Genomic DNA, 24122 nt, shown 5'->3' with positions numbered 1-24122 from the left:
CCCCTCGTCAGGACCGCGGATCCCGGTCCCGGCAGGCGCCGTGCCGCACGACGCTGTCCGGGCCGGGGGCGATCAGATGTTCGTGCCCGTCCGCGGCACGGACCCGGTACGGGGGCGTGCCCCCGTCCCCGAGCACTTCGACGATCTCGGCTTCCCGGTCGTGCTCTCCCACGGTCCTGCCGTGCGTCAGCAGCCGGTCGCCCGTATGTGCCTCCATCGGGAGTGACCTCCTCACGGGATGGCGTCCATGTCGACAAGTCTATGACCGGACGGCCGTCGTCCGCCGGGTGGCGGCGGCCCGACCGATAGGGTCCGGACATGACGCAGACGTCCCAGGAACGCTACGAGATATCGTCCGACCCCTCCCGGCTGGACGCCGCCCGGATCCACGACTGGCTCTCCACCACCTACTGGGCCGAGGGGCGCACCCGCGAGCACCACGACCGGGCCATGGCCGGCTCCCTGAACTTCGGCGCGTACGCGGTCGGCTCCGGCGAGCAGGTGGGGTACGCCCGCGTGGTGACCGACTCCGCCACCTTCGCCTGGCTCTGCGATGTGTACGTCGACCCCGCGGCCCGGGGCCACGGGCTCGGCGTACGCCTCGCCACCGAGGCGCGCGACCACCTCGCCGCGGCCGGTGTCCGCCGGCTGCTGCTCGCCACGGATGACGCCCACGGCGTGTACGAGAAGGTCGGTTTCCGGCCGCTGGAGCAGCCGGACCAGTGGATGAGCCTGCGGCTCGGCTGAAGCGGCCCGCGAAGGCACTCTTGACCCGGGGGGCGATCGCACCCACGATCTCGGCCATGAGTGTTCGAGTCTCGCTCGTCGCCGCGGCACGCAGTTCGTCACTGCTCGGCGAGCGCTTCGACGACGACCGGCCGCTCGACGAGGCCGGCTGGCACGAGGTCCGGTTCGCCGCCCCCGCGCTCGTCCCGCTGGGGGCGGCCGAACTGCGCTACTGCTCGCCGACCGCCCGCAGCCGCGCCACCGGCGACATGCTCGGCTTCGCCCCGCTGGTCCAGCCCGCCCTGCGCGACTGCGACATGGGGCGCTGGCGCGGCCGCACCCTCGCCGACGTCACCGCGTGCGAACCCGCGGCGGTGGACGCCTGGCTGGCCGACCCGCGCTCCGCCCCGCACGGCGGCGAATCCCTCCTCGCCTTCATCTCGCGGATCGGCGGCTGGCTGGACACCCGCCCCGCCGTCGAGGGCTCGATCGTCGCGGTCGCCGAACCGGCCGTCGTCCGGGCCGCCCTGGTCTACGCGCTGAAGGCCCCGCCCCCGACGTACTGGAACGTGGACGTCCGCCCGCTCTCCACGGTCACGCTCACGGGGCTGCCGCGCCGCTGGAGCCTGCGCCTGGAGACCGGCGTCCGCTGACCGGGAATCCGTACGGATCACCGCCGCCCGCCCCTTCCCGCCGGTCCGACCAGTCGGTACGTTGAGCGGGCACCGGGTCCACCGGGCGCGACCGGGCGAGGAGAGACCCCCAGTGCTACCGATCCAGGGCCACTGCGACGAGCGGTTCGCCGCGGTGCGCGCCGCGTTCGAGGCCAACTTCGCCACGCGGGACGAGGTGGGCGCGGCCTTCACCGTGCTGGTCGACGGCCGGCCCGCGGTCGACCTCTGGGGCGGTTGGGCGGACGCCGGCCGCACCCGCCCCTGGGAGCGCGACACCCTCGTCAACGTCTGGTCCACCACCAAGGGCCCGCTCGCGCTCTGCGCGCATGTGCTGGCGGACCGGGGGCTCCTCGACCTCGACGCCCCGGTCGCCGCCTACTGGCCGGAGTTCGCCGCGGCGGGCAAGGGGGGCGTCCTCGTCCGGCATCTGCTCTCCCACCGGGCCGGCCTGGCCGGGCTGCGCGAACCGCACGCGCTGGAGGAGCTGTACGACTGGGAGCTGACCACCTCCCGGCTCGCGGCGACCGCCCCCTGGTGGGAGCCCGGCACCCGCTCCGGCTACCACGCCCTGACGTACGGCTTCCTGGTCGGCGAGGTGATCCGGCGGGTCGCCGGGGTGGCGCCGGGGGAGTTCCTGCGGCGGGAGCTGGCCGAACCGCTCGGCGCGGACTTCTTCGTCGGGCTGCCAGAGAAGGCGGCGGACCGGGTCGCGGAACTCGTCGCCCCGGCCTCCGGACGCCGTTCGCAGGCCGCGCTGCTCGCACAGCTGGGACCGGTCGCCGTCGCAGCCCTGTACAACCCGCCGACCGGCGCGAGGGCCGCCAACAGCCCCGGCTGGCGCGCCGCCGAGATACCGGCGGCCAACGGCCACGGCACGGCCCGCGCGGTCGCCGCGCTCTACGGAGTCCTCTCCGGAGGCGGCAGCCTCGACGGGGTGCGGATCCTGTCGCCGCAGGCCGCCGAACGGGTCCGCGAGGGACAGGGCCGCTGCCACGACCTCGTGCTCGGCGGCGGCTTCGCCCAGGAGACGGAGATCGCCCTGGGCCTCTGGCTGAGCGGGCCCGACGCCACCTACGGACCCAATCCGAGGGCCGTCGGCCACGACGGGGCGGGCGGCTCCTTCGGCCTCGCGGACCCGGAGAACGGGGTCGCCGCCGGGTACGTCATGAACCGGATGGGCCCGCACCTGGCGAACGACCCGCGCAAGACGGCGCTGATCGACGCGGTGTACGCGTCGCTGTGACCGGCGGTCCCGGGCGCGGGGGAGGGCCCGGCGGTGCGCCTTCCACCGCACCGCCGGACCCTGGGGGCGGCCGGGTCAGTCCGTCTTGCCGGCGCCCGGGGTGCCCGCCGTGAGGACCGAGAGCATCTCGGCGATCGCCGCCTCGGCGGTGGCCTTGTCCAGGCCGAGCCCGGTGAGCAGGCCGGCGCCGCCCTCGTGCTCCAGCAGGGCCAGCAGGATGTGCTCGGTGCCGATGTAGTTGTGCCCCATCCGCAGGGCCTCGCGGAAGGTCAGCTCCAGGACCTTCTTCGCGTCGGCGTTGAACGGGACCAGCTCGGGCACCTCGCCCTCGGTGGCCGCCGGAAGCGCCTCGGTGGCGGCCTGGCGGACGGTGTCCAGCACCACGCCCTGGCCCTTGATGAACACCGCCGCGAGCGCCTCCGGCTCGCTGAGCAGGCCCAGCACCAGGTGCTCGGTGCCGATCTCGGTGTTGCCCGCGGCCCGTGCCTCGTTCTGCGAGGCCATCACGACGTTCCGCGCGCGGGTGGTGAAGCGGCCGAAGCCCTGGTTGGGGTCGAGACCGGACGCCTCGCCGGGGTCCTTGGCGACGAAGCGCTTCTGGGCGGCCTGGCGGGTCACGCCCATGCTCCTGCCGATCTCCGTCCAGGAGGCGCCCGAGCGCCGGGCCTGGTCCACGAAGTGGCCGATCAGGTGGTCGGCGATGTCACCGAGGTGGTCCGCGGCGATGACGGCGTCCTGGAGCTGGTCCAGGGCGTCCGTGTGGACCTTCTTGATGGCCGCGATGAGGTCGTCGAGACGGACGGGGTGGCTCATGCCCTTGGGTTGCGTCATGTGTCAACGGTAGGTTGACAGTAGGGGCGGTGTCAACCTTCAGTTGACAGTGAAGGTGTGTGCGCATCCGGAACGCCGGGCGGACAGGGCGGGACGGGGCGCCCCGGGAACGACAGAAGCGCCGGCCGACGATGTACGTCGGCCGGCGCTTCCGGGTCAGCTGCGCCCTGCGGGAGCGGGGATCAGAGAACGCCGGAGTCGGCGATGGTGATCTTCGCCTTGGTGCGGCCGCTCTGCGAGCCCAGCGACTCGATCTTCTTGACCAGGGCCATGCTCGTCTCGTCGGCGACCTCGCCGAACACCACGTGCTTGCCGTCCAGCCACGAGGTCACGATCGTGGTGACGAAGAACTGCGAACCGTTGGAGTTCGGTCCGCTGTTCGCCATGGAGAGGAGACCCGGCTTGCTGTGGGCCAGCTTGAAGTTCTCGTCGTCGAACTTGGCGCCGTAGATGCTCTTGCCGCCGGTGCCGTCACCGCGGGTGAAGTCACCGCCCTGGAGCATGAAGTCGGGGATGACGCGGTGGAACGACGAACCCTTGTAACCGAAGCCGTGCTGGCCGGTCGCCAGCTCGCGGAAGTTCTGCGCGGTCTTGGGGACGATGTCGTCGAAAAGGTTGAAGACGATCCGCCCGGAGGGCTCGTCGTTGATGGTGATGTCGAAGTAAACCTGGCTCGTCATACAACCATCCTGACATCCCCCGGTGCGTCCCTGACGCGCGGGAGCGGTGATACGTCGCTCACGCCCGCACGCGCCGGGGTGCGGACCGGTGCGGACCCCGCCGGGAGCGGGGCGCCGTCACACCCCGGTGGCGCCGTCGATCCGCTCCCGCAGCAGGTCGGCGTGGCCGCTGTGGCGGGCGTACTCGCCGATCATGTGCGTGTAGATCCACCGCAGGCTCACCTCGCCGCCCATGAACGGCGCGGTGTCCTCGGGCGAACGCGCGGCGCAGGCGGCCCGCGCCACGGCGATCTCCTCCTGCCAGCGGGCGACGGCGCCCGCGAGGGTGGCGTCCCGCGCCAGGTCGAAGCCCCCGTCATGACCGCCGGAACCGGGCGCCTCCCCATACACCGGCGGCACGTCCTCCCCGCCCAGCACCCGGCGGAACCAGTTCCGCTCCACCTCCGTGAGGTGCTGGACGAGGCCCAGCAGCGTCAGCTCGGAGGGAGGGACCGACACCGTCCGGGCCTGCTCGTCGGAGAGTCCTTCGCATTTCAGCGCGACGGTGGCGCGGTAGAAGTCCAGCCAGGCGGCCAGGGACGTGTGCTCATCGGCGTTCAGGGGCGGCATCGGTCGTTCGGTGTGCGTCATGATCACCGATGATGCCAACAGGGTCTGACAACGCCGCACGGCACGGCGTCACGGCCGCCTGCGGGCCTTGCCGCGCTTGGCGGGGGCCGCGCCCTTCGCGCCCCGGGCGCCGCCCTTCGCCCCCTTGCCGCCCTTGGCCGCGCCGCCACGCGGGCTGTTCCCCTTGGCCCCCTTGCCGCCCTTGGCCGGGCCGCCGTCGCCGCGCGCGGGTTTCGCCGCGGCCGGGGAAGCGGGCGTACGGCCCCGGGAACTGTTCACGGTCCGGCCGCGCACGATCCCGATGAAGTCCTCCACCAGGTCGGTGGTCCGGTCCTCGGGCCAGGACAGCGCGACGCGCGACTCGGGCGCCCCGGTGAGCGGGCGGTAGGTGAGGTCCTTGCGGTGGTGCAGCCGGGCCAGAGACTGGGGGACGACGAGCACCCCGATCCCGGCCGCCACCAGCTCCACGGCGTCCGCCGTCGTCGCGGGCCGCTCGATCGCCGGCTTCCCCGGCAGCCGCTCCCAGTCGAGGGTGTCGTCGAGCGGGTGCAGCACCACGTCGTCGGCCAGCTCCTCCGGGGAGACCTCGTCGACGGCCGCCGCCACGTGGTCCTTGGGCACCACGACCACCGTCTGTTCGGTGTACAGGGGGATCGCGCTGAGCGCCGTACGGTCGACGGGCAGCCGGACGAAGCCCGCGTCGGCGCCGCCGTCGAGCAGCAGCGCCTGCGCCCCGGCGGCGGGCACCGGGACGAGGGTCAGAGGGATGCCGGGCAGGCGCTCGTTCCAGATACGCACCCACTTGGTGGGCGTCACCCCCGGGACATACGCGAGCCGGAACGAAGGGGATACGTCCGAGCCTGTCACCCCGCCAGGTTACCGGCCGTGGTCGGAGCCGGCGCACACGCTCGATACCCTGGAGCCATGACGTCGCACCAGACCGCCCAGACCATGAAGCCCGCGACCGCGGCGAAGAAACTGGGTGTGTACCTCGAGGCCACCCCCGCCGAGTTCCAGGAGGGTGTCGTCTCGCGCGCCGAACTGGCGGCGCTCCAGAGCGACCCGCCCGAGTGGCTCCGCGAGCTCCGGCGCACCGGTCCGCACCCCCGCCCCGTCGTCGCCTCCAAGCTGGGCGTCTCCATCTCCGGCCTCGCCCGGGGCGGGGTCACGGAGGCCCTCACCACCGAGCAGATCGAGGCGCTGAAGCAGGAGGACCCCGAGTGGCTGCGCAAGGAGCGCGCCACGCAGGCCGAGGTCCGCAAGGAAGCCGTGCGCATCAAGGAGCGCGACGCGGAGCGCCGGGCGCGCTCGTAACCCGTTCCGTCCCGAAACCGCCGTGGGGGCGGTCTCCGCACCGCCGCTCACCGCCGGCGGCCCGGAGACCGCCCCCACGTCCGTACGGCACCTGCCCGGTCGGGAAGGCCACGGCCCCGGCCCGGAAAACCGGATGACGGGCGGCCGGGCCCCTTCTACAGTTGCCAGCATGGGAACGCTGTGATCGCCCCGCCCACGACCGCGTAGAGCCTCGCTCCGCCGTCGTGGCGCCCGACGCGTCCGTATCGAATCCGTTCCGCCGGCACGGCCGGGAACAGGGGCTTCCTCATGCACTCAGCACATACCCATGCACCCCATTCATCCCGCACAGCGCATTCCTCGCGCTCCGCGGCGCCTTCACAGCTCGCCCTGCGCGACGTCACCAAGCGCTACCACGGGCGGACCGTCCTCCACGAGGTCTCCCTGACCCTCGCCCCCGGCGAGAAGGCGGGCGTCGTCGGGGACAACGGGGCCGGCAAATCGACCCTGCTGCGCCTTCTGGCGGGCCGGGAGCGGCCCGACGCTGGCGAGGTGACCGTCGTCGCCCGGGGCGGCACGGGCTACCTCGCCCAGGCCCTCTCCCTGGGCGCGCGGGCCACGGTCCAGGACGCCGTGGACGTCGCCCAGGCGGACCTGCGCGCCCTGGAGACCGCGCTGCGCCGGACCGAGACCGCCCTGGCCACGGCGGCACCCGGCCCCGGGCTGGACGCCGCGCTCGCCGAGTACGCGCGTCTGACCGAGCGGTACGAGGCGCGCGAGGGCTACGGCGCGGACGCCCGGGTCGACGCGACCCTGCACGCGCTCGGACTGCCGGGGCTCGCCCGGGACCGGCGGCTCGGCACGCTCTCCGGCGGTGAACGCTCCCGGCTGGCGCTCGCCGCGACACTCGCCTCCCGGCCCGAACTGCTCCTCCTGGACGAACCGACGAACGATCTCGACGACCGGGCGGTGCGCTGGCTGGAGGAGCAACTGCGGGCCCACCGGGGGACCGTCGTGGCCGTCACCCATGACCGGGTGTTCCTGGAACGGATCACGGACACGGTCCTGGAGATCGACGCCGGCCGGGTCACCCGGCACGGCAACGGCTACGCGGGCTACCTCACCGCCAAGGCCGCGGAGCGCCGCAAGCGCCAGGAGCGGTACGAGGCATGGCGGGCCGCACTCGACCGCAGCCGTACGGTCGCGCAGTCCAACGCCGTCCGGCTGGGCGCCATCCCGCGCAAGCTGGAGAAGCCGGGCTCCGGTGCCGGGGCGTTCCGCGCCCGCGGCCGGGCCCACGGAGCGATGAGCCGTATCCGCAACGCGAAGGAGCGCGTCGCCCGGCTCACCGCGCACCCGGTCGCGCCGCCGCCGGACCCGCTGGTCCTCACGGCCCGGATCACCACCGGCGCCGGGCCGGGCCCGGGGGACGGACCGGCCGCCGCGCTGGACGGTGTGGTCGTCGACGGCCGGCTCGTCCTGCCGGAACTGCGGATCGGCCGCACGGAGCGGCTGCTGGTCACCGGTCCCAACGGCGCCGGCAAGAGCACCCTGCTGCGCGTCCTGGCCGGTGAACTCCGCCCCGACGCGGGCACGGTCCGGGTCTCCGGCACGGTGGGGCACCTCCGGCAGGAGGAGACACCGTGGCCCCCGGGGCTCTCCGTCCTCGGCGCCTACGCCCACGGCCGCCCCGGCGACCGCGACACCCACGCCGAACGGCTGCTGTCCCTGGGCCTGTTCGAACCCGAGGTCCTCGGACGGCGCATGGGCGAGCTGTCGTACGGTCAGCGCCGTCGCGTGGAACTCGCCCGGCTGGTCGGCGAACCGGTGGACCTCCTCCTGCTGGACGAGCCCACCAACCACCTCGCCCCCGCGCTGGTCGAGGAGCTGGAGGCGGCACTCGCCGGATACGGCGGCGCGCTGGTGCTGGTCACGCACGACCGGCGCATGCGGTCCCGGTTCGACGGCAGCCGACTGGAGTTGGCGGACGGGAGGGTGGCGGGGGCGCGCTGACGGAGGGGGATCGGGCGTGAAGGGGGTGTCCCCGGGGGCAGGGAGCGCCCGGGGCGCCTCGATCTCAGCGAGCGTCAGCGAGCGTCGGGGGCGCCCCGCGGGTCTTCGTGCCCCGGAGTGCCCCCGCCCGCCGTCTCTCCGTCCGCCGCATCCCTGTCCCCGTCCCCCGTATCCGCGCTCTCCGCCCTCAGCCGCAGGAGATACGTGGCCGTGAGGGCCACGGCGCGGTCCGGGTCGTGGGCGAGGCCGGCCAGGGCGCGGTCGGCCGCCGTTCCGGGGATGCCGGCCAGCGCCTGGGTCAGCCGGCCCCGGACGGCCGGTGGCGTGGCGGCGGGGGAGAGGCGGGCGACCAGGTCCGCGGTGATGCGGCCGGCCGCGTCGGCGTCGGCCGCGAGGACGGCCAGGGCGTCGGCCGCGTCGGTGTCGTTCCTGCCCTCCACGATCATGTCGACGAGCGTGGGGACGGCGGCGCTCGCCCCGCGCGCCCCGAGGGTGAGCGCCGCACGGCCGCGCACCACGGGGTCGGCGTGGTCCAGGGCGCCCTCCAAGCGGTCGGCGGCACACGCGCCGGGCAGCTCGGCGAGGGTGAGCACGGCCCGTTCCCGTACGGCGGGGTCCGCCGCGTTCAGCGCCTCGGCCAGCAGGGTCGCGGCCCGGCCGTCCTCCGACCGGGCCAGCGCCCAGCGCAGCGCCCCGGCGACCAGCGGGTCGGACTCGGCGAGCGCGGCCTCCACCAGGGCCTCCGCCGGGACCGGCACCTCGTCGGCCGACGAGAGCGCGGCGCGCTGGCGGGCGTCGGCGCTCGGAGAGCCGAGCGCCCGCAGGATCGCGACCACCTGGAGCACGTCCTCCCAGCCGGCCGGCCCGGCGGCGTCGATCCGGCGCAGCCGCGTCAGCAGCTCCCGTTCGGCCGCGAGCCGCTCGCGCGTCCGCCGGACGAGATCGCCGACCAGGGCGGAGGGCGCGAAGCCGGGATCGTCCAGCGCGCGCCCGATCTCGCGCAGCGACAGCCCGAGCGAGCGCAGGCTCTCGATGTGGAAGATCCGGCGGATGTCCTCGCCGGAGTACTCCCGGTATCCGGAGTCCGTCCGGCCCGAGGGCCGCACCAGGCCCAGCGACTCGTAATGCCGGAGCATCCGGGCGCTCACCCCGGACCGCCGCGCCACCTCACCGATCAGCACGCCCTACCGTCCCTCCTCACCGGACCCGCCCAGCGCGACGACGCGCTTGGCCTCCTCGATCGCGTACCCGAAGTCGGCGTCCGGATCACTCAACAGTCGCAGGGTCGCGAGGGCGTGCGCCCGCACGTCGGGCCGGCCGGCCGTCGCGGCGGCCTCCAGGACCGGTTCGACCGCCGCGCCCAGCGCGACGAGGGACCGGCTGAGACTCAGCCGCGTCTCCCGCCCGCCGCGCCCCAGTTGCCCCGCCATCACCTCGGCCGCCGCCCGCTGCCCGCCCTCCGGCACGAGCACGGCCGCGGCCCGCCAGGCGCTCCGCGCCACCGCGTCGTCCGCGTCCGTCAGCAGCGCCTCGGTGATCGCCGGCCAGGCGCTCTTGTCCCCGATCTTCGACAGCGTGTGCAGGGCCTGACTCCGCGCCTGCGCCCGCTCCGAACGCAGCTCCCGCAGCAGCGGCGGCAGCGTCGCCTCCACCGGATGCCGGGTCAGCGCCCACGTCAGCATGTCCCGCACGAAGAACTCCGGCTCCACCCCGCACCGCCCGACCAGCGCCGCGACGTACCGCACGTCCGGCGCCGAGCCCACCGCCATCGCCGCCCGCAGCCGCACGGACGCCCGCCCGTCCTCCAGCCCCCGCAGCGCCCGGTCCACCGCGTCGCCGTCCCGTTCCGTGATCGCCATCGTGACCACCTCCTCGCACCGCAGTGAAGTGCTTGTCACGGTGTCAAGGTCAAGCGGACGCGCTGTAGCGTCGGCCCGGGTGGGCCGGTGGCGGACGAGCCGGGGGCGGGGATGGACGACGGGTCGCTGGACGCGGTCCGCCGGCGCGATGCGGGTACCGTCGCGACGCTCGCCGCGCTGGCAGCGCGCCCCGACCTCCTGGCCGGCCGCCTCGCCGACGAGGACGGCACCGTACGCCTCTGGGCCGTCTACGGCCTCGCCGAGCGCGACGACCCCCGCTGCCTCACCGCCCGTCCACCCGCCGAGGCGCCCGGCCCGCGGTGGTCCTGGATCCGCGAGGCCCCGGAGCGCTACGAGCGGCGACGCGAGTCCCGGGCCCTTTGACGTGGCGGCGCGGTGCGCCCGCTGTGGTGTCTCCTGCGCTCAGGGGCGCGCGGCCGATCGGCGTACGGTCAGCTCCGCTTCCCGCAGCCAGCCGGTGTACCAGCCGGCGAAGGTGAGCGGCCGTCCGGCGGGGTCGAGGAGCGGGACGAGGTCCCTGTCGTCCACCCGGCAGTCGGACCAGACGGTGCCGCGATGGGTGCCGCTGACGATCAGCCACTCCCGCTGGGCACAGCCGAGATGGCAGATCACGAGGGCGCCGGCGGTCCGCTCGGGAGCGAACATCAGGGGTTCCCAGCGCTCGTCCCACGCCTCCATGGCGTCGTCGAAGTCCTCGATCTCCTCGAAGTCCTCCTCCTCGGGGCGCTCGGCGAGCAGCGCGTCGAGGATCTCGGGATCCGGGCCCCGGTCGGGAAATGGCCGGGCGAGCAGCGACAGATCGGCCAGGTACGCGCCGTCACCTTCCCAGCGCCAGCGGCCCTGTGCCCGACGGGCCGGGAAGAGGCCGTAGGCGGGTCCCGCGCCGCCGGCGGCCACGGAGGTCAGGAAACTCCGGTAGTCGTCCGGCAGCCGCACCCCCGTCTGCGCCTCGAGTTCGGCAAGCTCCTCGTGCGTCAGCGGGTCCTCCAGGACCCACATGTGCCCGCGCGAGCCGAACACCTCGCCGCTCGACGGCTGGGCGCCCAACGCGGCCACCCGCCGGCGGATGCCGCTCCACTGCTGATCATCCATGCGCAGAGCGTAGGGCGAGCCACTGACAGGGGACCGAGACGGAGATGGAGACGGAGAGGGGGAGGCGGAGCGGCGGGGCGGCCGCCGTCACGCGGGGGTGCCGAGCGGCGGGCGGTCGAGTACGCGGGGCTTGTACTCGACCAGTTGGATGCGGTTGTCGAACGTGCGGTGCCCGGTCATGTCGAGGGCGACGTCCGGGTAGCCGTCGTAGATCCGCTCCTCGCCCGTGGCCCCGGTGATCACCGGGAACATCACGACCCGGAAGCGGTCGACCAGTCCGGCCCGCAGCAGGGACCGGCTCAGGGCGAGACTGCCGATGGTGCTGAGGAGGCCCGAACCGTTCGTCTTCATGGCCCGGACCGCCTCGACGGCGTCGCCCCGGACGAGCGTGCAGTTGGGCCAGGTCAGGGGCTCCTTGAGCGAGGAGGAGAAGACCACCTTGGAAGCCCGCGTCAGCTCGTCCACGGACGCCTCCTCCTCCGGCCTGAACTCGTCCTGACCGCCCGGGACCTCACCCTGGGCGAAGCCCGACATCAACCGGTAGGTGTGGGCGCCCATCAGATAGGTGGCCTCGGGCTGCTCACCGAGCCATGCGAGGTATTCCGGACCTTCGAGTCCCCAGAACCCCGGCCACCCCTCTCCCGATGCGTATCCGTCGAGCGACGTGATGAAGTCGACCAGCAGCTCCGACATGGCGGTGTCCTTTCCTCGGGTGTCATGAGCTTGGACCGGCCGGGAGCCGGGAACTCATCGGCCGCGCGGGGAGCGGGCGGAAATCTGCCCGGCCGGCCCCGCACCCGTGTGACTGTGAGCGCTACTCGGCGAGCCGCAGGTGAAGAACTGCCGGTCGGTGATCCGCGTTGATGCGCAGTTGGTGGAGGGGGCGACCGTAGTTGGCGGATCCTCTGTCGGACCTGCCGCGGGGGAGTCTCACGCCGTACCGCGTGCTTCGACGAGTCGCCGCTGCACATCTGACACCAGGCTCTGAAGTCGTCCCGGCCGCACCCCGTCCCTCTCGATCCACTCGTCCAGGCGCGGACGCAGATACCGCACCATGTGAGCTCCATGGCGGCGAAGGGCTGACCGGCTCATGGAAATCTCTTCCTGGACCTCTCTTCGGAGCTCATCGGTCCAGCCCTGCTCCCGGTCGTCCTCGGCAAGAGGGGTTCTGAGAGCGGCCACCGCCTCATCGAGGACCGCGAGCAAGTCCATGACTCCTCCAGATGTGCTTCAGCAAGTCCCGCAACGGCAAGCTCGCCAACTATCGCTCAAATCCGCCAACTACCGCTCAACGTCACACCCCGCCACCCGCCGAATGATCACCACTCTTTGCATAAAAGTGCATGCGTGCGTATAGTCATGCCATCGACGAGGAGGGTTCCGATGGTGGTACGTGCAGCGGTGGCAGGAGCGAGCGGATACGCCGGCGGGGAACTGCTGCGCCTGCTCCTGGTCCACCCCGGGGTCGAGATCGGGGCGCTCACGGCGAACTCCAACGCGGGGCAGACCCTCGGCGCCCTGCAACCGCATCTGCGGCCGCTGGCCGACCGGGTGCTGGAGCCGACCACCGCGGAGGTGCTCGCGGGGCACGACGTGGTCTTTCTCGCGCTGCCGCACGGGCAGTCCGCCGCCGTCGCCGAGCAGCTCGGCGACGAGGTGCTGGTGGTCGACATGGGGGCCGACTTCCGGCTGAAGGACGCCGCGGACTGGGAGAAATTCTACGGCTCGCCGCACGCCGGTACCTGGCCGTACGGGCTGCCCGAGCTGCCCGGGGGACGGGCGGCGCTGGCCGGGAGCAAGCGGGTCGCGGTGCCGGGGTGCTACCCGACGGCCGTCTCGCTCGCGCTGTTCCCGGCGTTCGCGGCCCGGCTCGTCGAGCCGGAGGCCGTCGTCGTCGCCGCCTCGGGCACCTCGGGCGCGGGGAAGGCGGCCAAGCCGCATCTCCTCGGCTCCGAGGTGATGGGCAACATGACCCCGTACGGCGTCGGCGGCGGGCACCGCCACACGCCCGAGATGATCCAGAACCTGAGCGCCGCCGCGGGCGAGCGGGTCTCCGTCTCCTTCACGCCGACGCTCGCCCCCATGCCGCGCGGCATCCTCGCCACGTGCAGCGCCAGGGCGAAGCCCGGGGTGAGCGCCGCGTCGCTGCGGGCCACGTACGAGAAGGCCCTCGCCGACGAGCCGTTCGTCGACCTGCTGCCCGAGGGGCAGTGGCCCGCCACCGCCGCCGTGTACGGCTCCAACGCCGTGCAGATCCAGGTCGCGTACGACGAGGCGGCCGGCCGCGTCATCGTCATCAGCGCCATCGACAACCTCGCCAAGGGCACCGCGGGCGGCGCCCTGCAGAGCATGAACATCGCCCTCGGGCTCCCCGAGGACACCGGACTTTCCACGATCGGAGTCGCACCGTGAGCGTCACGGCAGCACAGGGATTCTCCGCGGCGGGCATCGCCGCGGGAATCAAGCAGAGCGGTAACCCGGACCTGGCCCTCGTGGTCAACAACGGCCCGCGCCGCGCCGCCGCGGGCGTCTTCACCTCCAACCGTGTCAAGGCCGCCCCGGTCCTCTGGTCCGAGCAGGTCCTCAAGGGCGGCGAGGTCACCGCCGTCGTCCTCAACTCCGGCGGGGCCAACGCCTGCACGGGCCCCCAGGGCTTCCAGGACACCCACGCCACCGCCGAGAAGGCCGCCGAGGTGCTGGAGGGCCACAGCGCCGGCGAGATCGCCGTCGCCTCCACCGGGCTCATCGGCGTCCTGCTCCCGATGGACAAGCTGCTCCCCGGCATCGAGACGGCCGCCGCCGCGCTCAGCGAGCACGGCGGCGAGAAGGCCGCCATCGCCATCAAGACCACCGACACCGTGCACAAGACCGCCGTCGCCGGCGGCGAGGGCTGGACCGTCGGCGGCATGGCCAAGGGCGCGGGCATGCTCGCCCCCGGCCTCGCCACCATGCTCGTGGTCCTCACCACCGACGCCGACGTGGACGCCGCCGGACTCGACGCCGCCCTGCGCGACGCCACCCGCACCACCTTCGACCGGGTCGACTCCGACGGATGCATGTCCACCAACGACACCGTGCTGCTGCTCGCCTCCGGCGCCAGCGGCATCACCCCTGAGCGCAAGGAGTTCGCCGAGGCCGTCCGCACCGTCTGCGACGACCTCGCCCGGCAGCTCATCGGCGACGCCGAGGGCGCGTCCAAGGACATCCGTATCGAGGTCGTCAACGCGGCGAGCGAGGACGACGCCGTCGAGGTGGGCCGCTCCATCGCCCGCAACAACCTCCTCAAGTGCGCGATCCACGGCGAGGACCCCAACTGGGGCCGGGTGCTGTCCGCGATCGGCACCACGAAGGCCGCCTTCGAGCCGGACGCCCTGAACGTCGCGATCAACGGCGTCTGGGTCTGCCGGGGCGGCGGCGTCGGAGAGGACCGCGAGCTCGTCGACATGCGCTACCGGGAGGTCACCATCACCGCCGACCTCGCCGCCGGCTCCGCGTCGGCCGTCATCTGGACCAACGACCTCACCGCGGACTACGTCCACGAGAACAGCGCGTACAGCTCATGAGCACGGCGCGGAAGCACACCGCACTCCCGAAGGCGCAGATCCTCATCGAGGCCCTGCCCTGGCTGACCCGGCACAACGGCAGGACCGTCGTCATCAAGTTCGGCGGCAACGCCATGATCGACGAGGAGCTGAAGGCGGCCTTCGCCCAGGACGTCGTCTTCCTGCGGCAGGCCGGACTCAAGCCCGTCGTCGTGCACGGCGGCGGCCCGCAGATCAGCGCCCAGCTCGACAAGCACGGCCTGGTCAGCGAGTTCAAGGCCGGGCTGCGCGTCACCACGCCCGAGGCGATGGACGTCGTCCGCATGGTGCTGGCCGGGCAGGTCCAGCGCGAACTGGTCGGCCTGCTCAACCAGCACGGCCCGCTGGCCGTCGGCATGACCGGCGAGGACGCCCACACCATCACCGCCACCCAGCACCGGCCCGTCATCGACGGCGAGGCCGTCGACATCGGCCGGGTCGGTGAGATCACCGCGATCGACACGGGAGCCATCCAGGCGCTGCTCGACGACGGCCGGATCCCGGTCATCTCCTCGATCGCCCGTTCCGCCGACGACGCCCACGTCTACAACGTCAACGCCGACACCGCCGCCGCCGCGCTCGCCGCCGCGCTGAACGCCGAGACGCTGATGGTCCTCACCGACGTCGAGGGCCTCTACGAGGACTGGCCGAACAGCGACGACGTGATCAGCCGCCTCACCGCCACCGAACTGGAGAAGCTCCTTCCGGAACTCTCCAGCGGCATGGTGCCGAAGATGCAGGGCTGCCTGCACGCCGTGCGCAACGGCGTGGAGACCGCGCGCGTCATCGACGGCCGGGTCCAGCACTCGATCCTGCTGGAGATCTTCACCGACGAGGGAATCGGGACGATGGTCGTGCCCGACGGACAGGGGGAATCATGAGCAACGCCGAGCTCGCGCAGCGGTGGCAGCGGTCGCTGATGGACAACTACGGCACCCCGAAGCTGTCCCTGGTGCGCGGTGAGGGGGCGTACGTCGAGGACGCCGACGGCAATCGCTACCTCGACTTCGTCGGCGGGATCGCGGTCAACGCCCTGGGCCACGGCCACCCCGCCGTCGTCGAGGCCGTCTCCCGGCAGATCGCCGCCCTCGGCCACGTCTCCAACCTCTTCGTCGCCGAACCGCCCGTCGCGCTCGCCGAACGGCTCCTCCAGCTCTTCGGCCGCACCGGCAGGGTCTACTTCTGCAATTCGGGCGCCGAGGCCAACGAGGCGGCCTTCAAGATCGGCCGGCTCACCGGGCGCACCCACATGGTCGCCACCGACGGCGGCTTCCACGGCCGGACCATGGGCGCCCTCGCGCTCACCGGCCAGCCCAGGAAGCGCGAGGCGTTCACCCCGCTGCCCGGCGACGTCACGCACGTCCCGTACGGGGACGCCGAGGCGCTGCGGGCCGCGGTGACCACCGACACCGCGCTCGTGATCATCGAGCCCGTCCAGGGCGAGAACGGCGTCGTCGTCCCGCCCAAGGGCTATCTGGAGGCGGCCCGGGAGATCACCCGGGCCACCGGCACCCTGCTCGTCCTCGACGAGGTGCAGACCGGCATCGGCCGGTGCGGCACCTGGTTCGAGCACCAGGCCCACCAGGGCGTCGAACCCGACGTGGTCACCCTCGCCAAGGGACTGGGCGGCGGACTGCCCATCGGCGCCACCGTCGCCTTCGGCGCGGCCGCCGACCTGCTAGCCCCCGGGCAGCACGGCACCACGTTCGGCGGCAACCCGGTCGCCTGCGCCGCCGGTCTCGCGGTCCTGGACACCCTCGCCGCCGACGGCGCGCTCGACACCGTCAAGCGGCTCGGCGAACGGATCCGCGAGGGTGCCGAGGGCCTCGGACACCCCCTCGTCGACCACGTCCGGGGCTCCGGACTGCTCCTCGGTATCGTGCTCACCGCGCCCCGCGCCGCCCAGGTCCAGCAGGCGGCCCAGGAGGCCGGGATCCTGGTGAACGCGCCCGCCCCCGACGTCGTCCGGCTGATGCCCCCGCTGGTCGTCACGGACGCCGAGGTCGACGCGTTCCTCCGGGCCCTGCCCGGCATCCTCGACGCGGCGGCCGCGCACGAGGACGGGGAATCCGCGAAATGACGTACCGGGGAACGGGGCGACGACGATGACCGACGCGCAGGACACCGAACACGGCGGGCCCTCCGTGCCGCAGACCCGCACGGCGCGCCACCGCCGGATCGTGGACATCCTGAACCGGCAGCCGGTGCGCTCGCAGAGCCAGCTCGCCAAGCTGCTCGCGGACGACGGGCTGAGCGTCACCCAGGCGACGCTCTCCCGGGACCTCGACGAGCTGGGCGCGGTGAAGATCCGCAACACCGGCGGCGAGCTGATCTACGCGGTGCCCAGCGAGGGCGGGTTCCGCACCCCGCAGGCCCCGCTGGGCGGCTCCGCCAAGGAGGAGCGGATGCGGCGGCTCTCCGCCGAACTGCTCATCTCCGCGGAGGCGTCGGCCAACCTGGTGGTGCTGCGCACCCCTCCGGGCGCCGCCCAGTTCCTCGCCTCGGCGATCGACCAGGCCGAACTGCACGACATCCTCGGCACCATCGCGGGCGACGACACGCTCATGCTGATCAGCCGCGACCCGGCCGGCGGGCAGGCCCTCGCCGACCATCTGCTGCGGCTCGCCCAGAACGAGCGGTGAGTCAGTAGCGGGTGATCGCGGTCGGGCCCGAGCGGGTGCCGATCGCGATGTGCGGACGGCGGGCCGGATCCGCCCAGGCCAGGATCCGGTCCATCGCGGCCGCCGGCACGGAGACGCAGCCGGCGGTCGCGCCGCGCCCGTTCACATGCAGGAAGATCCCGGCGCCCCGGCCGCGCACGGGCCGGTCGTAGTTGAAGCCGACGACGAGCGCCCGCGCGTACTGCGTGCGGTAGGCGATCAGATGCTCGGATTCCTCGGCCCGGCAGTCGGCCGGACGCGGTTCGGTCCACCGGTTGTACGCCCGCGAGGCGTTGTCCTGGCACCACCAGGAGTCCTCGGTGACCTGCCGGTACGGGTAGCGCGATCCGGGCCGCGGGGCCCGCACCCCGAAGGCGTACGGCAGGCCGAACAGACCGGTCGGGGTGGTGGAGGTGCCCTGTTCGCGGGAGTCGCCCTCGGCCAGCCCGTTCGCCCCGAACCGGGCGGGCGCGGACCCCTCCGCCACCCATCGCCCGGCCCGCAGGCTCCACCAGGTGACCGTGCCCGTCGTCGCACCCGTCCCGGCCGCCACGGCCGTGATCAGCTGACGGCCCCCGCCGGTGTCCGCCAGCCGCAACGGCAGCGGAGCGGCGGCCGGGGGCCGGGCCCCGACCAGTCCGGCGAGGGCGAACAGAACGGAACCGGCCACCAGAAGTCTGCGCATGCCCCGGACCGTAGGCCGTGCGCGCGCCGCCCACCCGCGCACCTGCTCCGTACGGCCCAACGGCTCACGGCGCCGGCGGCATCACCGGCAGCGGCAGCGGGAGCCCCGGCAGCCCGTCGATGCTGGTGGCGATGTGCTCCTTCTTCTCGAAGTACGCGCTGAGCGAGGCGTCGTCCTCGCGGGCGAACCGCTGCCCGTGCAGCGTGCGGTCCTCGTCGTAGGTCATGAAGGGCACGCCGTATCCGCAGGTGTCCCGGATCAGTTCGGCCGTCACCACCACGACCGCGCGCAGCCCGTGGTGCGCGACGTCCACCCCGCCGAACCGGGCGACGAGGTCCGCGAAGCGCGGATCGTCGCGGAAGACCGGCTCGCCCCGGCCGTGCACCCGCACGATGTTCGGCGGGCCCTGGAAGGCGCACCACATCAGGGTGATCCGCCCGTTCTCCCGCAGGTGCGCGATCGTCTCCGCGTTGCTCCCCGCGAAGTCCAGATACGCCACGCGGTGCTCGTCCAGCACCGCGAACGAGCCGCTGACCCCCTTGGGAGAGAGGTTGACCGTGCCGTCCGCGTCCAGCGGCGCGGTCGCCGTGAAGAAGAGGGGCTGCGCCTCGATGAACGCGCGCAGCCGGCCGTCGATGCGTTCGTATGTCTTTCCCATACGCCGAGTATCGGCCCCGACCCCCGGGCGGCCGGGGGCATTTCAGCCTGTGGGACGGGGGCTCCCGGCGGTGGGGGCGGCGTGAGGGGGAGACGCGGCTTTGACAAGGCATGCAGACCTCTGCATAGTTATGCCTGTCAGTGATCGTGGCGGCGGCCGTGCGTGGACGGCACCGGCCGGCCCGCATCCGATCCCCCTGGTTCTTCCGAGGAGCACGCAGTGAGCAACGCCAACGGCAACGGCGACGTACGTCTCTGGGGCGCCCGCTTCGCCGACGGACCGGCCGAGGCGCTCGCCCGGCTGTCCGCCTCCGTCCACTTCGACTGGCGGCTCGCCCCGTACGACATCGCCGGCTCCCGGGCCCACGCCCGTGTGCTGAACAAGGCGGGACTGCTCACCGAGGACGAGCTGAACCGGATGATCGCCGGGCTCGACCAACTGGAGGCGGATGTCGCGGACGGCTCCTTCACCGGGACCATCGCCGACGAGGACGTCCACACCGCCCTGGAGCGCGGGCTGCTGGAGCGGCTCGGGCCGGACCTGGGCGGCAAGCTCCGGGCCGGGCGCTCGCGCAACGACCAGATCGCCACGCTGTTCCGGATGTACCTGCGCGACCACGCCCGGATCATCGGCGGTCTCGTGGCCGAACTGCAGGACGCCCTGGTCGGTCTCGCGGAGGCGCACCCGGACGTGGCGATGCCCGGCCGGACGCACCTCCAGCACGCCCAGCCGGTGCTCTTCGCCCACCACGTCCTGGCGCATGCGCAGGCCCTGTCGCGGGACGCGGAGCGGCTGCGGCAATGGGACGAGCGGACGGCCGTCTCGCCGTACGGATCGGGCGCGCTCGCCGGCTCGTCGCTCGGGCTCGACCCCGAGGCGGTCGCCGCCGACCTCGGCTTCGAGCGCGGCTCGGTCGGCAACTCCATCGACGGAACGGCCTCGCGGGACTTCGTCGCCGAGTTCGCCTTCGTCACCGCGATGATCGGCGTCAACCTCTCCCGGATCGCCGAGGAGATCATCATCTGGAACACGAAGGAGTTCTCCTTCGTCACCCTGCACGACGCCTTCTCCACCGGCTCCTCGATCATGCCGCAGAAGAAGAACCCGGACATCGCCGAACTGGCCCGGGGCAAGTCGGGACGGCTGATCGGCAACCTGACCGGGCTGATGGCCACACTGAAGGCCCTGCCCCTCGCGTACAACCGCGACCTCCAGGAGGACAAGGAGCCCGTCTTCGACTCCTGCGACCAGCTCGAGGTCCTGCTCCCCGCCTTCACCGGCATGATGGCCACCCTGACCGTCAACCGCGCCCGCATGGAGGAACTGGCCCCGGCCGGATTCTCGCTCGCCACCGACATCGCCGAGTGGCTGGTCAAGAAGGGCGTCCCGTTCCGGGTGGCGCACGAGGTCGCCGGCGAGTGCGTCAAGGAGTGCGAGCGGCACGGCATCGAACTGGACGAGCTGACCGACGAGCAGTTCGCGAAGATCTCCGAGCATCTGACCCCCGAGGTCCGCACGGTCCTCAACGTGGCCGGCGCGCTGGCCTCCCGCAGCGGGCGGGGCGGCACGGCCCCCTCGGCCGTCGCGGCCCAGCTCGCGGAGGTCAAGGCCGACCTCGCCGTCCAGCACGCCTGGGCGGCGGCGCGCAAGTAGCCGTCCGCGCATCGCGGGCTACGTTGGGGGTAGGGGGTGAGGACCCCGCCTACCGAGGAGCCCGCGATGCCGTTCGCCCGACTTGCCGAAGCGACCACCCCGACCGCCCACATCGGGCTCGGCCTGGCGGCCGTCGGCAGGCCCGGCTACATCAACCTCCACCGCGACCGGGACCTGCCCGGGGACCGTTCGGTGGACGCCCTGCGCGACCGGACCCATGAACTGCTCGACGCGGCCTACGCGCAGGGCGTGCGCTACTTCGACGCCGCCCGGTCCTACGGCCGCTCCGAGGAGTTCCTGGCGGCGTGGCTGGCCGACCGGCCCGAGGTCCGCGACGTCGTCGTCGGAAGCAAATGGGGCTACACCTACACCGCGGACTGGAGCCTCGACGCCGAGGCCCACGAGGTGAAGGACCACTCCCTCGCCGCCTTCGAGCGGCAGCGCGCCGAGACCGCCGCCCTGCTCGGCGACCGGCTGGACCTCTACCAGATCCACTCGGTGACGGCCGACAGCCCCGCGCTCACCGACAAGGAACTGCACGCCCGGCTCGCCGCGCTCGCCGCCGAGGGCGTCAGCGTCGGGCTCTCCACCAGCGGACCGGGCCAGGCCGACGCGATCCGGGCCGCCCTCGCCGTCACGGTGGACGGCGAGCCGCTGTTCCGCACGGTCCAGGCCACCTACAACGCGCTGGAGACCTCGGCCGGACCCGCGCTCGCCGAGGCCCATGACGCCGGGCTCACCGTCATCGTCAAGGAGGCCATGGCCAACGGCCGCCTCGCGGGCACCGAGGCCCCGGCCGTGATGCGGGAGATCGCGGAGGCCGAGGGGCTCGGCGCCGACGCGGTCGCCCTCGCCCTCGTGCTGCACCAGCCGTGGGCCGGGGTCGTGCTCTCGGGCGCGGCGACCGTCACCCAGCTCGCGGGCAACCTCCACGCCCCGCTCCTCGGCCTCGACGAGGAGGTGCGGGCCGGGCTGGACCAGCTGGTGGAGGAGCCGGAGGCGTACTGGCGGCACCGCGCCGCCCTGCCCTGGAGCTGATCCCGGAGGTCAGCCGGGCGCCGGCAGCCCGTCCGCCCACGCGGCCAGTGCCTCGAAGTCGGCCCGCTCCAGCCCCACCCGGGGGTCCGTCCACCGCAGCAGCGCCGCGACGCCCCCGCCGTGCGCCGTGACCCAGGCCCGGTCCCGGTCGGTGATCTCGTCGTCGACCCAGGCGAACGGCCGCCCGGCCGCGTACTCCACGACGTACGGCGTCTTCCAGTACGTCCCGGCCGGAGCGCTGCCGTGCATCTCGGGCCAGTCGATGTACGGCAGCTCGGGCAGGCCCAGACGCGGGCCGATCCACTCGTTCGCCTCCCCCTTCCAGGTGGTGGCCCAGACCAGCTCGAAGCGGCCGCCGAGCGCCAGCAGCTCCTCGCCGTGGCGCGGGTCGAGCAGCACCGGCAGGGGCGGGCCGGAGGTCCAGCCGGTCGGACGGGTCAGATGCCGGGTGAAGCCCTCGGGCGGCACGCGTCGGTCGAGCGCCGCGTACGGATTGAGCGGACCGTCGACGTCGATCAGCAGCAGCGGCTTCATGTCCGCCATGGTCCTCCGGGCTGCGCCGTCGGCGCGAGCCACTTTCCAGTGAGACGTCAATGTCTCATATGGGTTAGTGTCGTCTCATGACGCTTGATCGTGAGCAGGTTCTGCGCAGCGCCGCCGCCCTGCTGACCCGGAAGTCCACCGCCACCATGGACGAGGTCGCCCGAGCGGCGGGCATCGGCCGGGCCACCCTGCACCGGCATTTCGCCGGACGGGACGCCCTGGTCAGGGCGTTGGAGGAGCTGGGCATCCAGGAGTTCGGGGCGGCGCTCGACGCCGCCGCCCTGGACGAGGGCACGGTCGAGGAGGCCCTGCGGCGCTTCGTCGTCGCGGTGGAGCCCAGCGCCGGACTGCTGTCCTTCCTGGTGACCGAGAATCAGCTCTTCGAGGGCGACGGGCAGAACGAGGGCTGGGACCGGCTGGACGCCCGGGTCTCCGCCTTCTTCCGCCGCGGCCAGGAGCGCGGCCAGATCCGCGTCGACCTCACCCCCGCCTGGCTGACCGAGGCGCTGTACGGGCTGATCAGCAGCGCCGCCTGGTCCGTCCAGGCCGGCCGGGTGGCCGCACAGGACTTCTCCCACATGATCGTCGAGTTGCTGCTCGGCGGCGCACGCCGGAGCGTGGAGCAATGAGCACCCTGGAACAACGGCCCGAGCCCGCACCCGAGGCGTACCGGCCGGGACGGTGGATCGCGCTGGCGGTGCTCGTCCTCGCCGTGCTGCTGGTGGCGGTCGACGCCACCGTCCTCGGCCTCGCCACCCCGTTCCTCAGCGAGGACCTGGAGCCGACCGGCACCCAGCTCCTGTGGATCGGCGACGTCTACTCCTTCGTCATCGCCGGACTCCTCGTCTCGATGGGCAGCCTCGGTGACCGCATCGGCCGCAAGAAGCTGCTGCTCTGCGGCGCCACCGCCTTCGGCGCGGTCTCGGTGCTCAACGCCTACGCGAGCACGCCCGAGATGATGATCCTCGCGCGGGCGCTGCTCGGCGTCGCCGGGGCCACCCTGATGCCCTCGACCCTGGCCCTGATCCGCAACCTCTTCCACGACGCCCGTGAGCGCAGCCTCGCCATCGGCATCTGGGGCGCGATGGCCTCGGCCGGAGCGGCCGTCGGGCCCGTCGTCGGCGGGTTCCTGCTGGAGCACTTCTGGTGGGGCTCGGTCTTCCTCATCAACCTGCCGGTCATGGCCGTGCTCGTGGCGGTCGGCATCAAGATGATCCCGGAGTCCAAGAACCCGGCCCCCGGCCCGTGGGACCTGCTCAGCGTGGTGCTCTCGCTGGTCGGCATGATCGGCGTCGTCTACGCCATCAAGGAACTGGCCGCGCACGGCGGCGGCTGGGAGGTCGCGCTCGCCGGCATCGGTGGCCTGGCGGCCCTCGTCTGGTTCGTCCGCAGGCAGTTCCGGCTCCCGGCCCCCCTGCTGGACATGCGGCTCTTCCACCACCGGGGCTTCTCCGGCGCGGTCCTCGCCGATCTGCTGACCATCCTCGGCCTGTCCGGCCTGGTCTTCTTCCTCTCGCAGTTCCTGCAACTGGTCCAGGGGCGCGGACCGCTGGAGGCCGGACTCGCCGAACTGCCCGCCGCCGTGGGCGCGGTCACGGCCGGTCTGCTGGCCGGCACCGCCGCCCGCCGCTTCTCCGTGCGCACGGTGGTCTCCGGGGGCCTCGCCGCCATCGGTCTCGCCCTGGCCGCCGTCGCCGCCGTCCACAAGGACACCGCCTACCCGCTCATCGGCGCGCTCCTGCTCGTCGTCGGCGTGGGCGCCGGCTTCGCCTTCACCGTCACCTCCGACGTGATCCTCTCCAGCGTCCCCAAGGAGCACGCCGGCTCCGCGTCCGCGGTCTCCGAGACGGCCTACGAACTGGGCGCCGCCCTCGGCATCGCCCTGCTCGGCTCCATCGTCACCGGTGTCTACGCCGGGTTCACCGCCCCCGCCGGAACCCCGCCCGCCATCGCGGACGCGGCCCACGAATCACTGGGCGGCGCGGTCGAATCGGCCGAGGCGCTGCCCGCCCACGAGGCGCAGACCCTGGTCTCCTCCGCCCAGGAGGCGTTCGTCGACGGACTGGGCACGGCCTCGGCGGTCGGCGCCGCCGTCCTCCTCGCCACGGCGGTCGCCGCCTGGTTCCTGCTGCGCGGGCAGGAACTGGAGGAAGGCATCGTGCACGACTGCCCCCGACCTCACCGCGGCGGCCCGCCTGGCCTGGGAGCAGGCCGCCGCCTCCCCGTACGATCTGCGCCTCGCGATCCGCGCGGACACCCTCCT

The 24122-nt window shown here is 73.3% G+C and carries 28 protein-coding genes; 15 read left to right on the top strand and 13 right to left on the bottom strand.

What is annotated here, in order from left to right; translation table 11 throughout:
• Positions 1–7: 7 nt before the first annotated feature.
• Positions 8–217, bottom strand: coding sequence for a DUF1918 domain-containing protein (locus ACWCXC_RS31075; protein ID WP_450683309.1), 210 nt, complete (start codon positions 215–217; stop codon positions 8–10).
• A 101-nt stretch (positions 218–318) separates the two neighbouring features.
• Here ACWCXC_RS31075 and ACWCXC_RS31070 point away from each other — a divergent pair, with 101 nt between their 5' ends.
• The 3 genes from ACWCXC_RS31070 (at position 319) to ACWCXC_RS31060 (ending at position 2643) form a co-directional block, all read left to right on the top strand.
• Positions 319–747: a GNAT family N-acetyltransferase gene (locus tag ACWCXC_RS31070; protein WP_450683308.1), complete on the top strand. Its 429-nt coding sequence runs from the start codon at positions 319–321 to the stop codon at positions 745–747.
• Positions 748–803: 56 nt separating this feature from the next.
• The gene (locus ACWCXC_RS31065; protein ID WP_450683307.1) at positions 804–1379 is read left to right on the top strand and encodes a histidine phosphatase family protein; all 576 of its coding nucleotides are present in this window, start codon (positions 804–806) and stop codon (positions 1377–1379) included.
• Between the two features lie 112 nt (positions 1380–1491).
• Positions 1492–2643: a serine hydrolase domain-containing protein gene (locus ACWCXC_RS31060; RefSeq protein ID WP_450891173.1), complete on the top strand. Its 1152-nt coding sequence runs from the start codon at positions 1492–1494 to the stop codon at positions 2641–2643.
• A gap of 75 nt (positions 2644–2718) precedes the next feature.
• On the opposite strand, the gene ACWCXC_RS31055 is transcribed toward ACWCXC_RS31060, so the two are convergent.
• The 4 genes from ACWCXC_RS31055 to ACWCXC_RS31040 all read right to left on the bottom strand — a co-directional run bounded on the left by ACWCXC_RS31055 (position 2719) and on the right by ACWCXC_RS31040 (position 5630).
• Positions 2719–3474 (bottom strand): Clp protease N-terminal domain-containing protein, encoded by a 756-nt coding sequence (locus tag ACWCXC_RS31055; protein ID WP_450891172.1) that lies wholly within the window; start codon positions 3472–3474, stop codon positions 2719–2721.
• Between the two features lie 182 nt (positions 3475–3656).
• Positions 3657–4154 (bottom strand): peptidylprolyl isomerase, encoded by a 498-nt coding sequence (locus ACWCXC_RS31050; RefSeq protein ID WP_450684872.1) that lies wholly within the window; start codon positions 4152–4154, stop codon positions 3657–3659.
• A gap of 117 nt (positions 4155–4271) precedes the next feature.
• A complete protein-coding gene (locus ACWCXC_RS31045; protein ID WP_450891171.1) occupies positions 4272–4784 on the bottom strand; it encodes a DinB family protein in 513 nt (170 codons plus the stop codon).
• 48 nt (positions 4785–4832) lie between these two features.
• Positions 4833–5630 (bottom strand): LysR family substrate-binding domain-containing protein, encoded by a 798-nt coding sequence (locus ACWCXC_RS31040; RefSeq protein WP_450684874.1) that lies wholly within the window; start codon positions 5628–5630, stop codon positions 4833–4835.
• Positions 5631–5687: 57 nt separating this feature from the next.
• Here ACWCXC_RS31040 and ACWCXC_RS31035 point away from each other — a divergent pair, with 57 nt between their 5' ends.
• Positions 5688–6077, top strand: a complete 390-nt coding sequence (locus tag ACWCXC_RS31035; protein WP_450684875.1) for a DUF5997 family protein — start codon at positions 5688–5690, stop codon at positions 6075–6077.
• Positions 6078–6365: 288 nt separating this feature from the next.
• Positions 6366–8069: a TlrC/CarA/OleB/SrmB family ABC-F type ribosomal protection protein gene (locus tag ACWCXC_RS31030; protein WP_450891170.1), complete on the top strand. Its 1704-nt coding sequence runs from the start codon at positions 6366–6368 to the stop codon at positions 8067–8069.
• A 74-nt stretch (positions 8070–8143) separates the two neighbouring features.
• Here ACWCXC_RS31030 and ACWCXC_RS31025 read toward each other — a convergent pair whose 3' ends face one another.
• Complete coding sequence (locus ACWCXC_RS31025; protein WP_450891169.1) at positions 8144–9250, bottom strand: MerR family transcriptional regulator; 1107 nt, start codon at positions 9248–9250, stop codon at positions 8144–8146.
• Between the two features lie 3 nt (positions 9251–9253).
• Entirely contained in the window at positions 9254–9928 is a 675-nt protein-coding gene (locus tag ACWCXC_RS31020; RefSeq protein ID WP_450684910.1) for a HEAT repeat domain-containing protein, read from the bottom strand.
• An 87-nt stretch (positions 9929–10015) separates the two neighbouring features.
• Between ACWCXC_RS31020 and ACWCXC_RS31015 the strand changes: the two genes are divergently transcribed.
• A complete protein-coding gene (locus ACWCXC_RS31015; RefSeq protein ID WP_450891168.1) occupies positions 10016–10312 on the top strand; it encodes a hypothetical protein in 297 nt (98 codons plus the stop codon).
• A gap of 39 nt (positions 10313–10351) precedes the next feature.
• Here the strand turns inward: ACWCXC_RS31015 and ACWCXC_RS31010 are convergent, their stop codons facing one another.
• The 3 genes from ACWCXC_RS31010 to ACWCXC_RS31000 all read right to left on the bottom strand — a co-directional run bounded on the left by ACWCXC_RS31010 (position 10352) and on the right by ACWCXC_RS31000 (position 12253).
• A complete protein-coding gene (locus ACWCXC_RS31010; RefSeq protein WP_450891167.1) occupies positions 10352–11041 on the bottom strand; it encodes an SMI1/KNR4 family protein in 690 nt (229 codons plus the stop codon).
• Between the two features lie 87 nt (positions 11042–11128).
• Complete coding sequence (locus tag ACWCXC_RS31005; protein ID WP_450684880.1) at positions 11129–11734, bottom strand: dihydrofolate reductase family protein; 606 nt, start codon at positions 11732–11734, stop codon at positions 11129–11131.
• Positions 11735–11971: 237 nt separating this feature from the next.
• Positions 11972–12253 (bottom strand): hypothetical protein, encoded by a 282-nt coding sequence (locus ACWCXC_RS31000; RefSeq protein WP_450684881.1) that lies wholly within the window; start codon positions 12251–12253, stop codon positions 11972–11974.
• 171 nt (positions 12254–12424) lie between these two features.
• On the opposite strand from ACWCXC_RS31000, the gene argC reads away from it, so the two are divergent.
• Genes argC through ACWCXC_RS30975 form a run of 5 tightly spaced genes read left to right on the top strand, consistent with a single transcriptional unit; the run spans position 12425 to position 17264 of the window.
• Positions 12425–13453: an N-acetyl-gamma-glutamyl-phosphate reductase gene (argC, locus tag ACWCXC_RS30995; RefSeq protein ID WP_450891166.1), complete on the top strand. Its 1029-nt coding sequence runs from the start codon at positions 12425–12427 to the stop codon at positions 13451–13453.
• Positions 13450–14604: a bifunctional glutamate N-acetyltransferase/amino-acid acetyltransferase ArgJ gene (gene argJ / locus ACWCXC_RS30990; RefSeq protein WP_450684883.1), complete on the top strand. Its 1155-nt coding sequence runs from the start codon at positions 13450–13452 to the stop codon at positions 14602–14604. The genes argC and argJ overlap by 4 nt, the downstream gene beginning before the upstream one ends.
• Positions 14601–15503 (top strand): acetylglutamate kinase, encoded by a 903-nt coding sequence (argB, locus tag ACWCXC_RS30985; protein WP_450684884.1) that lies wholly within the window; start codon positions 14601–14603, stop codon positions 15501–15503. Before argJ ends, argB begins: the two co-directional genes overlap by 4 nt.
• Positions 15500–16702 (top strand): acetylornithine transaminase, encoded by a 1203-nt coding sequence (locus tag ACWCXC_RS30980; protein WP_450684885.1) that lies wholly within the window; start codon positions 15500–15502, stop codon positions 16700–16702. Before argB ends, ACWCXC_RS30980 begins: the two co-directional genes overlap by 4 nt.
• 25 nt (positions 16703–16727) lie before the next feature.
• The gene (locus ACWCXC_RS30975; protein WP_383645741.1) at positions 16728–17264 is read left to right on the top strand and encodes an arginine repressor; all 537 of its coding nucleotides are present in this window, start codon (positions 16728–16730) and stop codon (positions 17262–17264) included.
• A gap of 1 nt (position 17265) precedes the next feature.
• Here ACWCXC_RS30975 and ACWCXC_RS30970 read toward each other — a convergent pair whose 3' ends face one another.
• Complete coding sequence (locus ACWCXC_RS30970) at positions 17266–17967, bottom strand: L,D-transpeptidase family protein (RefSeq protein WP_450891165.1); 702 nt, start codon at positions 17965–17967, stop codon at positions 17266–17268.
• Positions 17968–18031: 64 nt separating this feature from the next.
• Entirely contained in the window at positions 18032–18625 is a 594-nt protein-coding gene (locus ACWCXC_RS30965; protein WP_450684887.1) for a pyridoxamine 5'-phosphate oxidase family protein, read from the bottom strand.
• Positions 18626–18844: 219 nt separating this feature from the next.
• Here ACWCXC_RS30965 and argH point away from each other — a divergent pair, with 219 nt between their 5' ends.
• Both argH and ACWCXC_RS30955 read left to right on the top strand, forming a co-directional pair.
• The gene (gene argH / locus ACWCXC_RS30960; protein ID WP_450684889.1) at positions 18845–20278 is read left to right on the top strand and encodes an argininosuccinate lyase; all 1434 of its coding nucleotides are present in this window, start codon (positions 18845–18847) and stop codon (positions 20276–20278) included.
• 66 nt (positions 20279–20344) lie between these two features.
• Positions 20345–21316: an aldo/keto reductase gene (locus ACWCXC_RS30955; RefSeq protein WP_450684890.1), complete on the top strand. Its 972-nt coding sequence runs from the start codon at positions 20345–20347 to the stop codon at positions 21314–21316.
• Positions 21317–21325: 9 nt separating this feature from the next.
• Here ACWCXC_RS30955 and ACWCXC_RS30950 read toward each other — a convergent pair whose 3' ends face one another.
• Complete coding sequence (locus tag ACWCXC_RS30950; RefSeq protein ID WP_450891194.1) at positions 21326–21850, bottom strand: hypothetical protein; 525 nt, start codon at positions 21848–21850, stop codon at positions 21326–21328.
• 86 nt (positions 21851–21936) lie between these two features.
• Here ACWCXC_RS30950 and ACWCXC_RS30945 point away from each other — a divergent pair, with 86 nt between their 5' ends.
• Both ACWCXC_RS30945 and ACWCXC_RS30940 read left to right on the top strand, forming a co-directional pair.
• Positions 21937–22488 carry a TetR/AcrR family transcriptional regulator gene (locus tag ACWCXC_RS30945; RefSeq protein WP_450684891.1) on the top strand — a complete coding sequence of 184 codons (552 nt, stop codon included), beginning with the start codon at positions 21937–21939 and terminating at the stop codon, positions 22486–22488.
• Positions 22485–24122: MFS transporter (locus ACWCXC_RS30940; protein WP_450891164.1), on the top strand; the 1638-nt coding region annotated here is incomplete at its 3' end. The genes ACWCXC_RS30945 and ACWCXC_RS30940, both read left to right, overlap by 4 nt.

Source organism: Streptomyces sp. NPDC001515 (genome assembly GCF_053597115.1).
The sequence above is the reverse complement of the archived record's forward strand: the minus strand, read 5'-3'. Positions and strand labels throughout refer to the sequence as shown.

Excerpts from the sequence above, each read along its gene's own strand:
- ACWCXC_RS30980 (WP_450684885.1), top strand. The coding sequence starts at position 15,500 with ATGAGCAACGCCGAGCTCGCGCAGCGGTGGCAGCGGTCGCTGATGGAC.
- ACWCXC_RS30975 (WP_383645741.1), top strand. The coding sequence starts at position 16,728 with ATGACCGACGCGCAGGACACCGAACACGGCGGGCCCTCCGTGCCGCAG.
- ACWCXC_RS31065 (WP_450683307.1), top strand. The coding sequence starts at position 804 with ATGAGTGTTCGAGTCTCGCTCGTCGCCGCGGCACGCAGTTCGTCACTG.
- ACWCXC_RS31000 (WP_450684881.1), bottom strand. The coding sequence starts at position 12,253 with ATGGACTTGCTCGCGGTCCTCGATGAGGCGGTGGCCGCTCTCAGAACC.
- ACWCXC_RS31055 (WP_450891172.1), bottom strand. The coding sequence starts at position 3,474 with ATGACGCAACCCAAGGGCATGAGCCACCCCGTCCGTCTCGACGACCTC.
- ACWCXC_RS30970 (WP_450891165.1), bottom strand. The coding sequence starts at position 17,967 with ATGCGCAGACTTCTGGTGGCCGGTTCCGTTCTGTTCGCCCTCGCCGGA.
- ACWCXC_RS31050 (WP_450684872.1), bottom strand. The coding sequence starts at position 4,154 with ATGACGAGCCAGGTTTACTTCGACATCACCATCAACGACGAGCCCTCC.
- argC (WP_450891166.1), top strand. The coding sequence starts at position 12,425 with ATGGTGGTACGTGCAGCGGTGGCAGGAGCGAGCGGATACGCCGGCGGG.
- ACWCXC_RS30955 (WP_450684890.1), top strand. The coding sequence starts at position 20,345 with ATGCCGTTCGCCCGACTTGCCGAAGCGACCACCCCGACCGCCCACATC.
- ACWCXC_RS31045 (WP_450891171.1), bottom strand. The coding sequence starts at position 4,784 with ATGACGCACACCGAACGACCGATGCCGCCCCTGAACGCCGATGAGCAC.
- ACWCXC_RS31005 (WP_450684880.1), bottom strand. The coding sequence starts at position 11,734 with ATGTCGGAGCTGCTGGTCGACTTCATCACGTCGCTCGACGGATACGCA.
- ACWCXC_RS31010 (WP_450891167.1), bottom strand. The coding sequence starts at position 11,041 with ATGGATGATCAGCAGTGGAGCGGCATCCGCCGGCGGGTGGCCGCGTTG.
- ACWCXC_RS31070 (WP_450683308.1), top strand. The coding sequence starts at position 319 with ATGACGCAGACGTCCCAGGAACGCTACGAGATATCGTCCGACCCCTCC.
- ACWCXC_RS31030 (WP_450891170.1), top strand. The coding sequence starts at position 6,366 with ATGCACTCAGCACATACCCATGCACCCCATTCATCCCGCACAGCGCAT.
- ACWCXC_RS30950 (WP_450891194.1), bottom strand. The coding sequence starts at position 21,850 with ATGAAGCCGCTGCTGCTGATCGACGTCGACGGTCCGCTCAATCCGTAC.
- argB (WP_450684884.1), top strand. The coding sequence starts at position 14,601 with ATGAGCACGGCGCGGAAGCACACCGCACTCCCGAAGGCGCAGATCCTC.
- ACWCXC_RS30945 (WP_450684891.1), top strand. The coding sequence starts at position 21,937 with ATGACGCTTGATCGTGAGCAGGTTCTGCGCAGCGCCGCCGCCCTGCTG.
- ACWCXC_RS31020 (WP_450684910.1), bottom strand. The coding sequence starts at position 9,928 with ATGGCGATCACGGAACGGGACGGCGACGCGGTGGACCGGGCGCTGCGG.
- ACWCXC_RS31035 (WP_450684875.1), top strand. The coding sequence starts at position 5,688 with ATGACGTCGCACCAGACCGCCCAGACCATGAAGCCCGCGACCGCGGCG.
- ACWCXC_RS31075 (WP_450683309.1), bottom strand. The coding sequence starts at position 217 with ATGGAGGCACATACGGGCGACCGGCTGCTGACGCACGGCAGGACCGTG.
- ACWCXC_RS30965 (WP_450684887.1), bottom strand. The coding sequence starts at position 18,625 with ATGGGAAAGACATACGAACGCATCGACGGCCGGCTGCGCGCGTTCATC.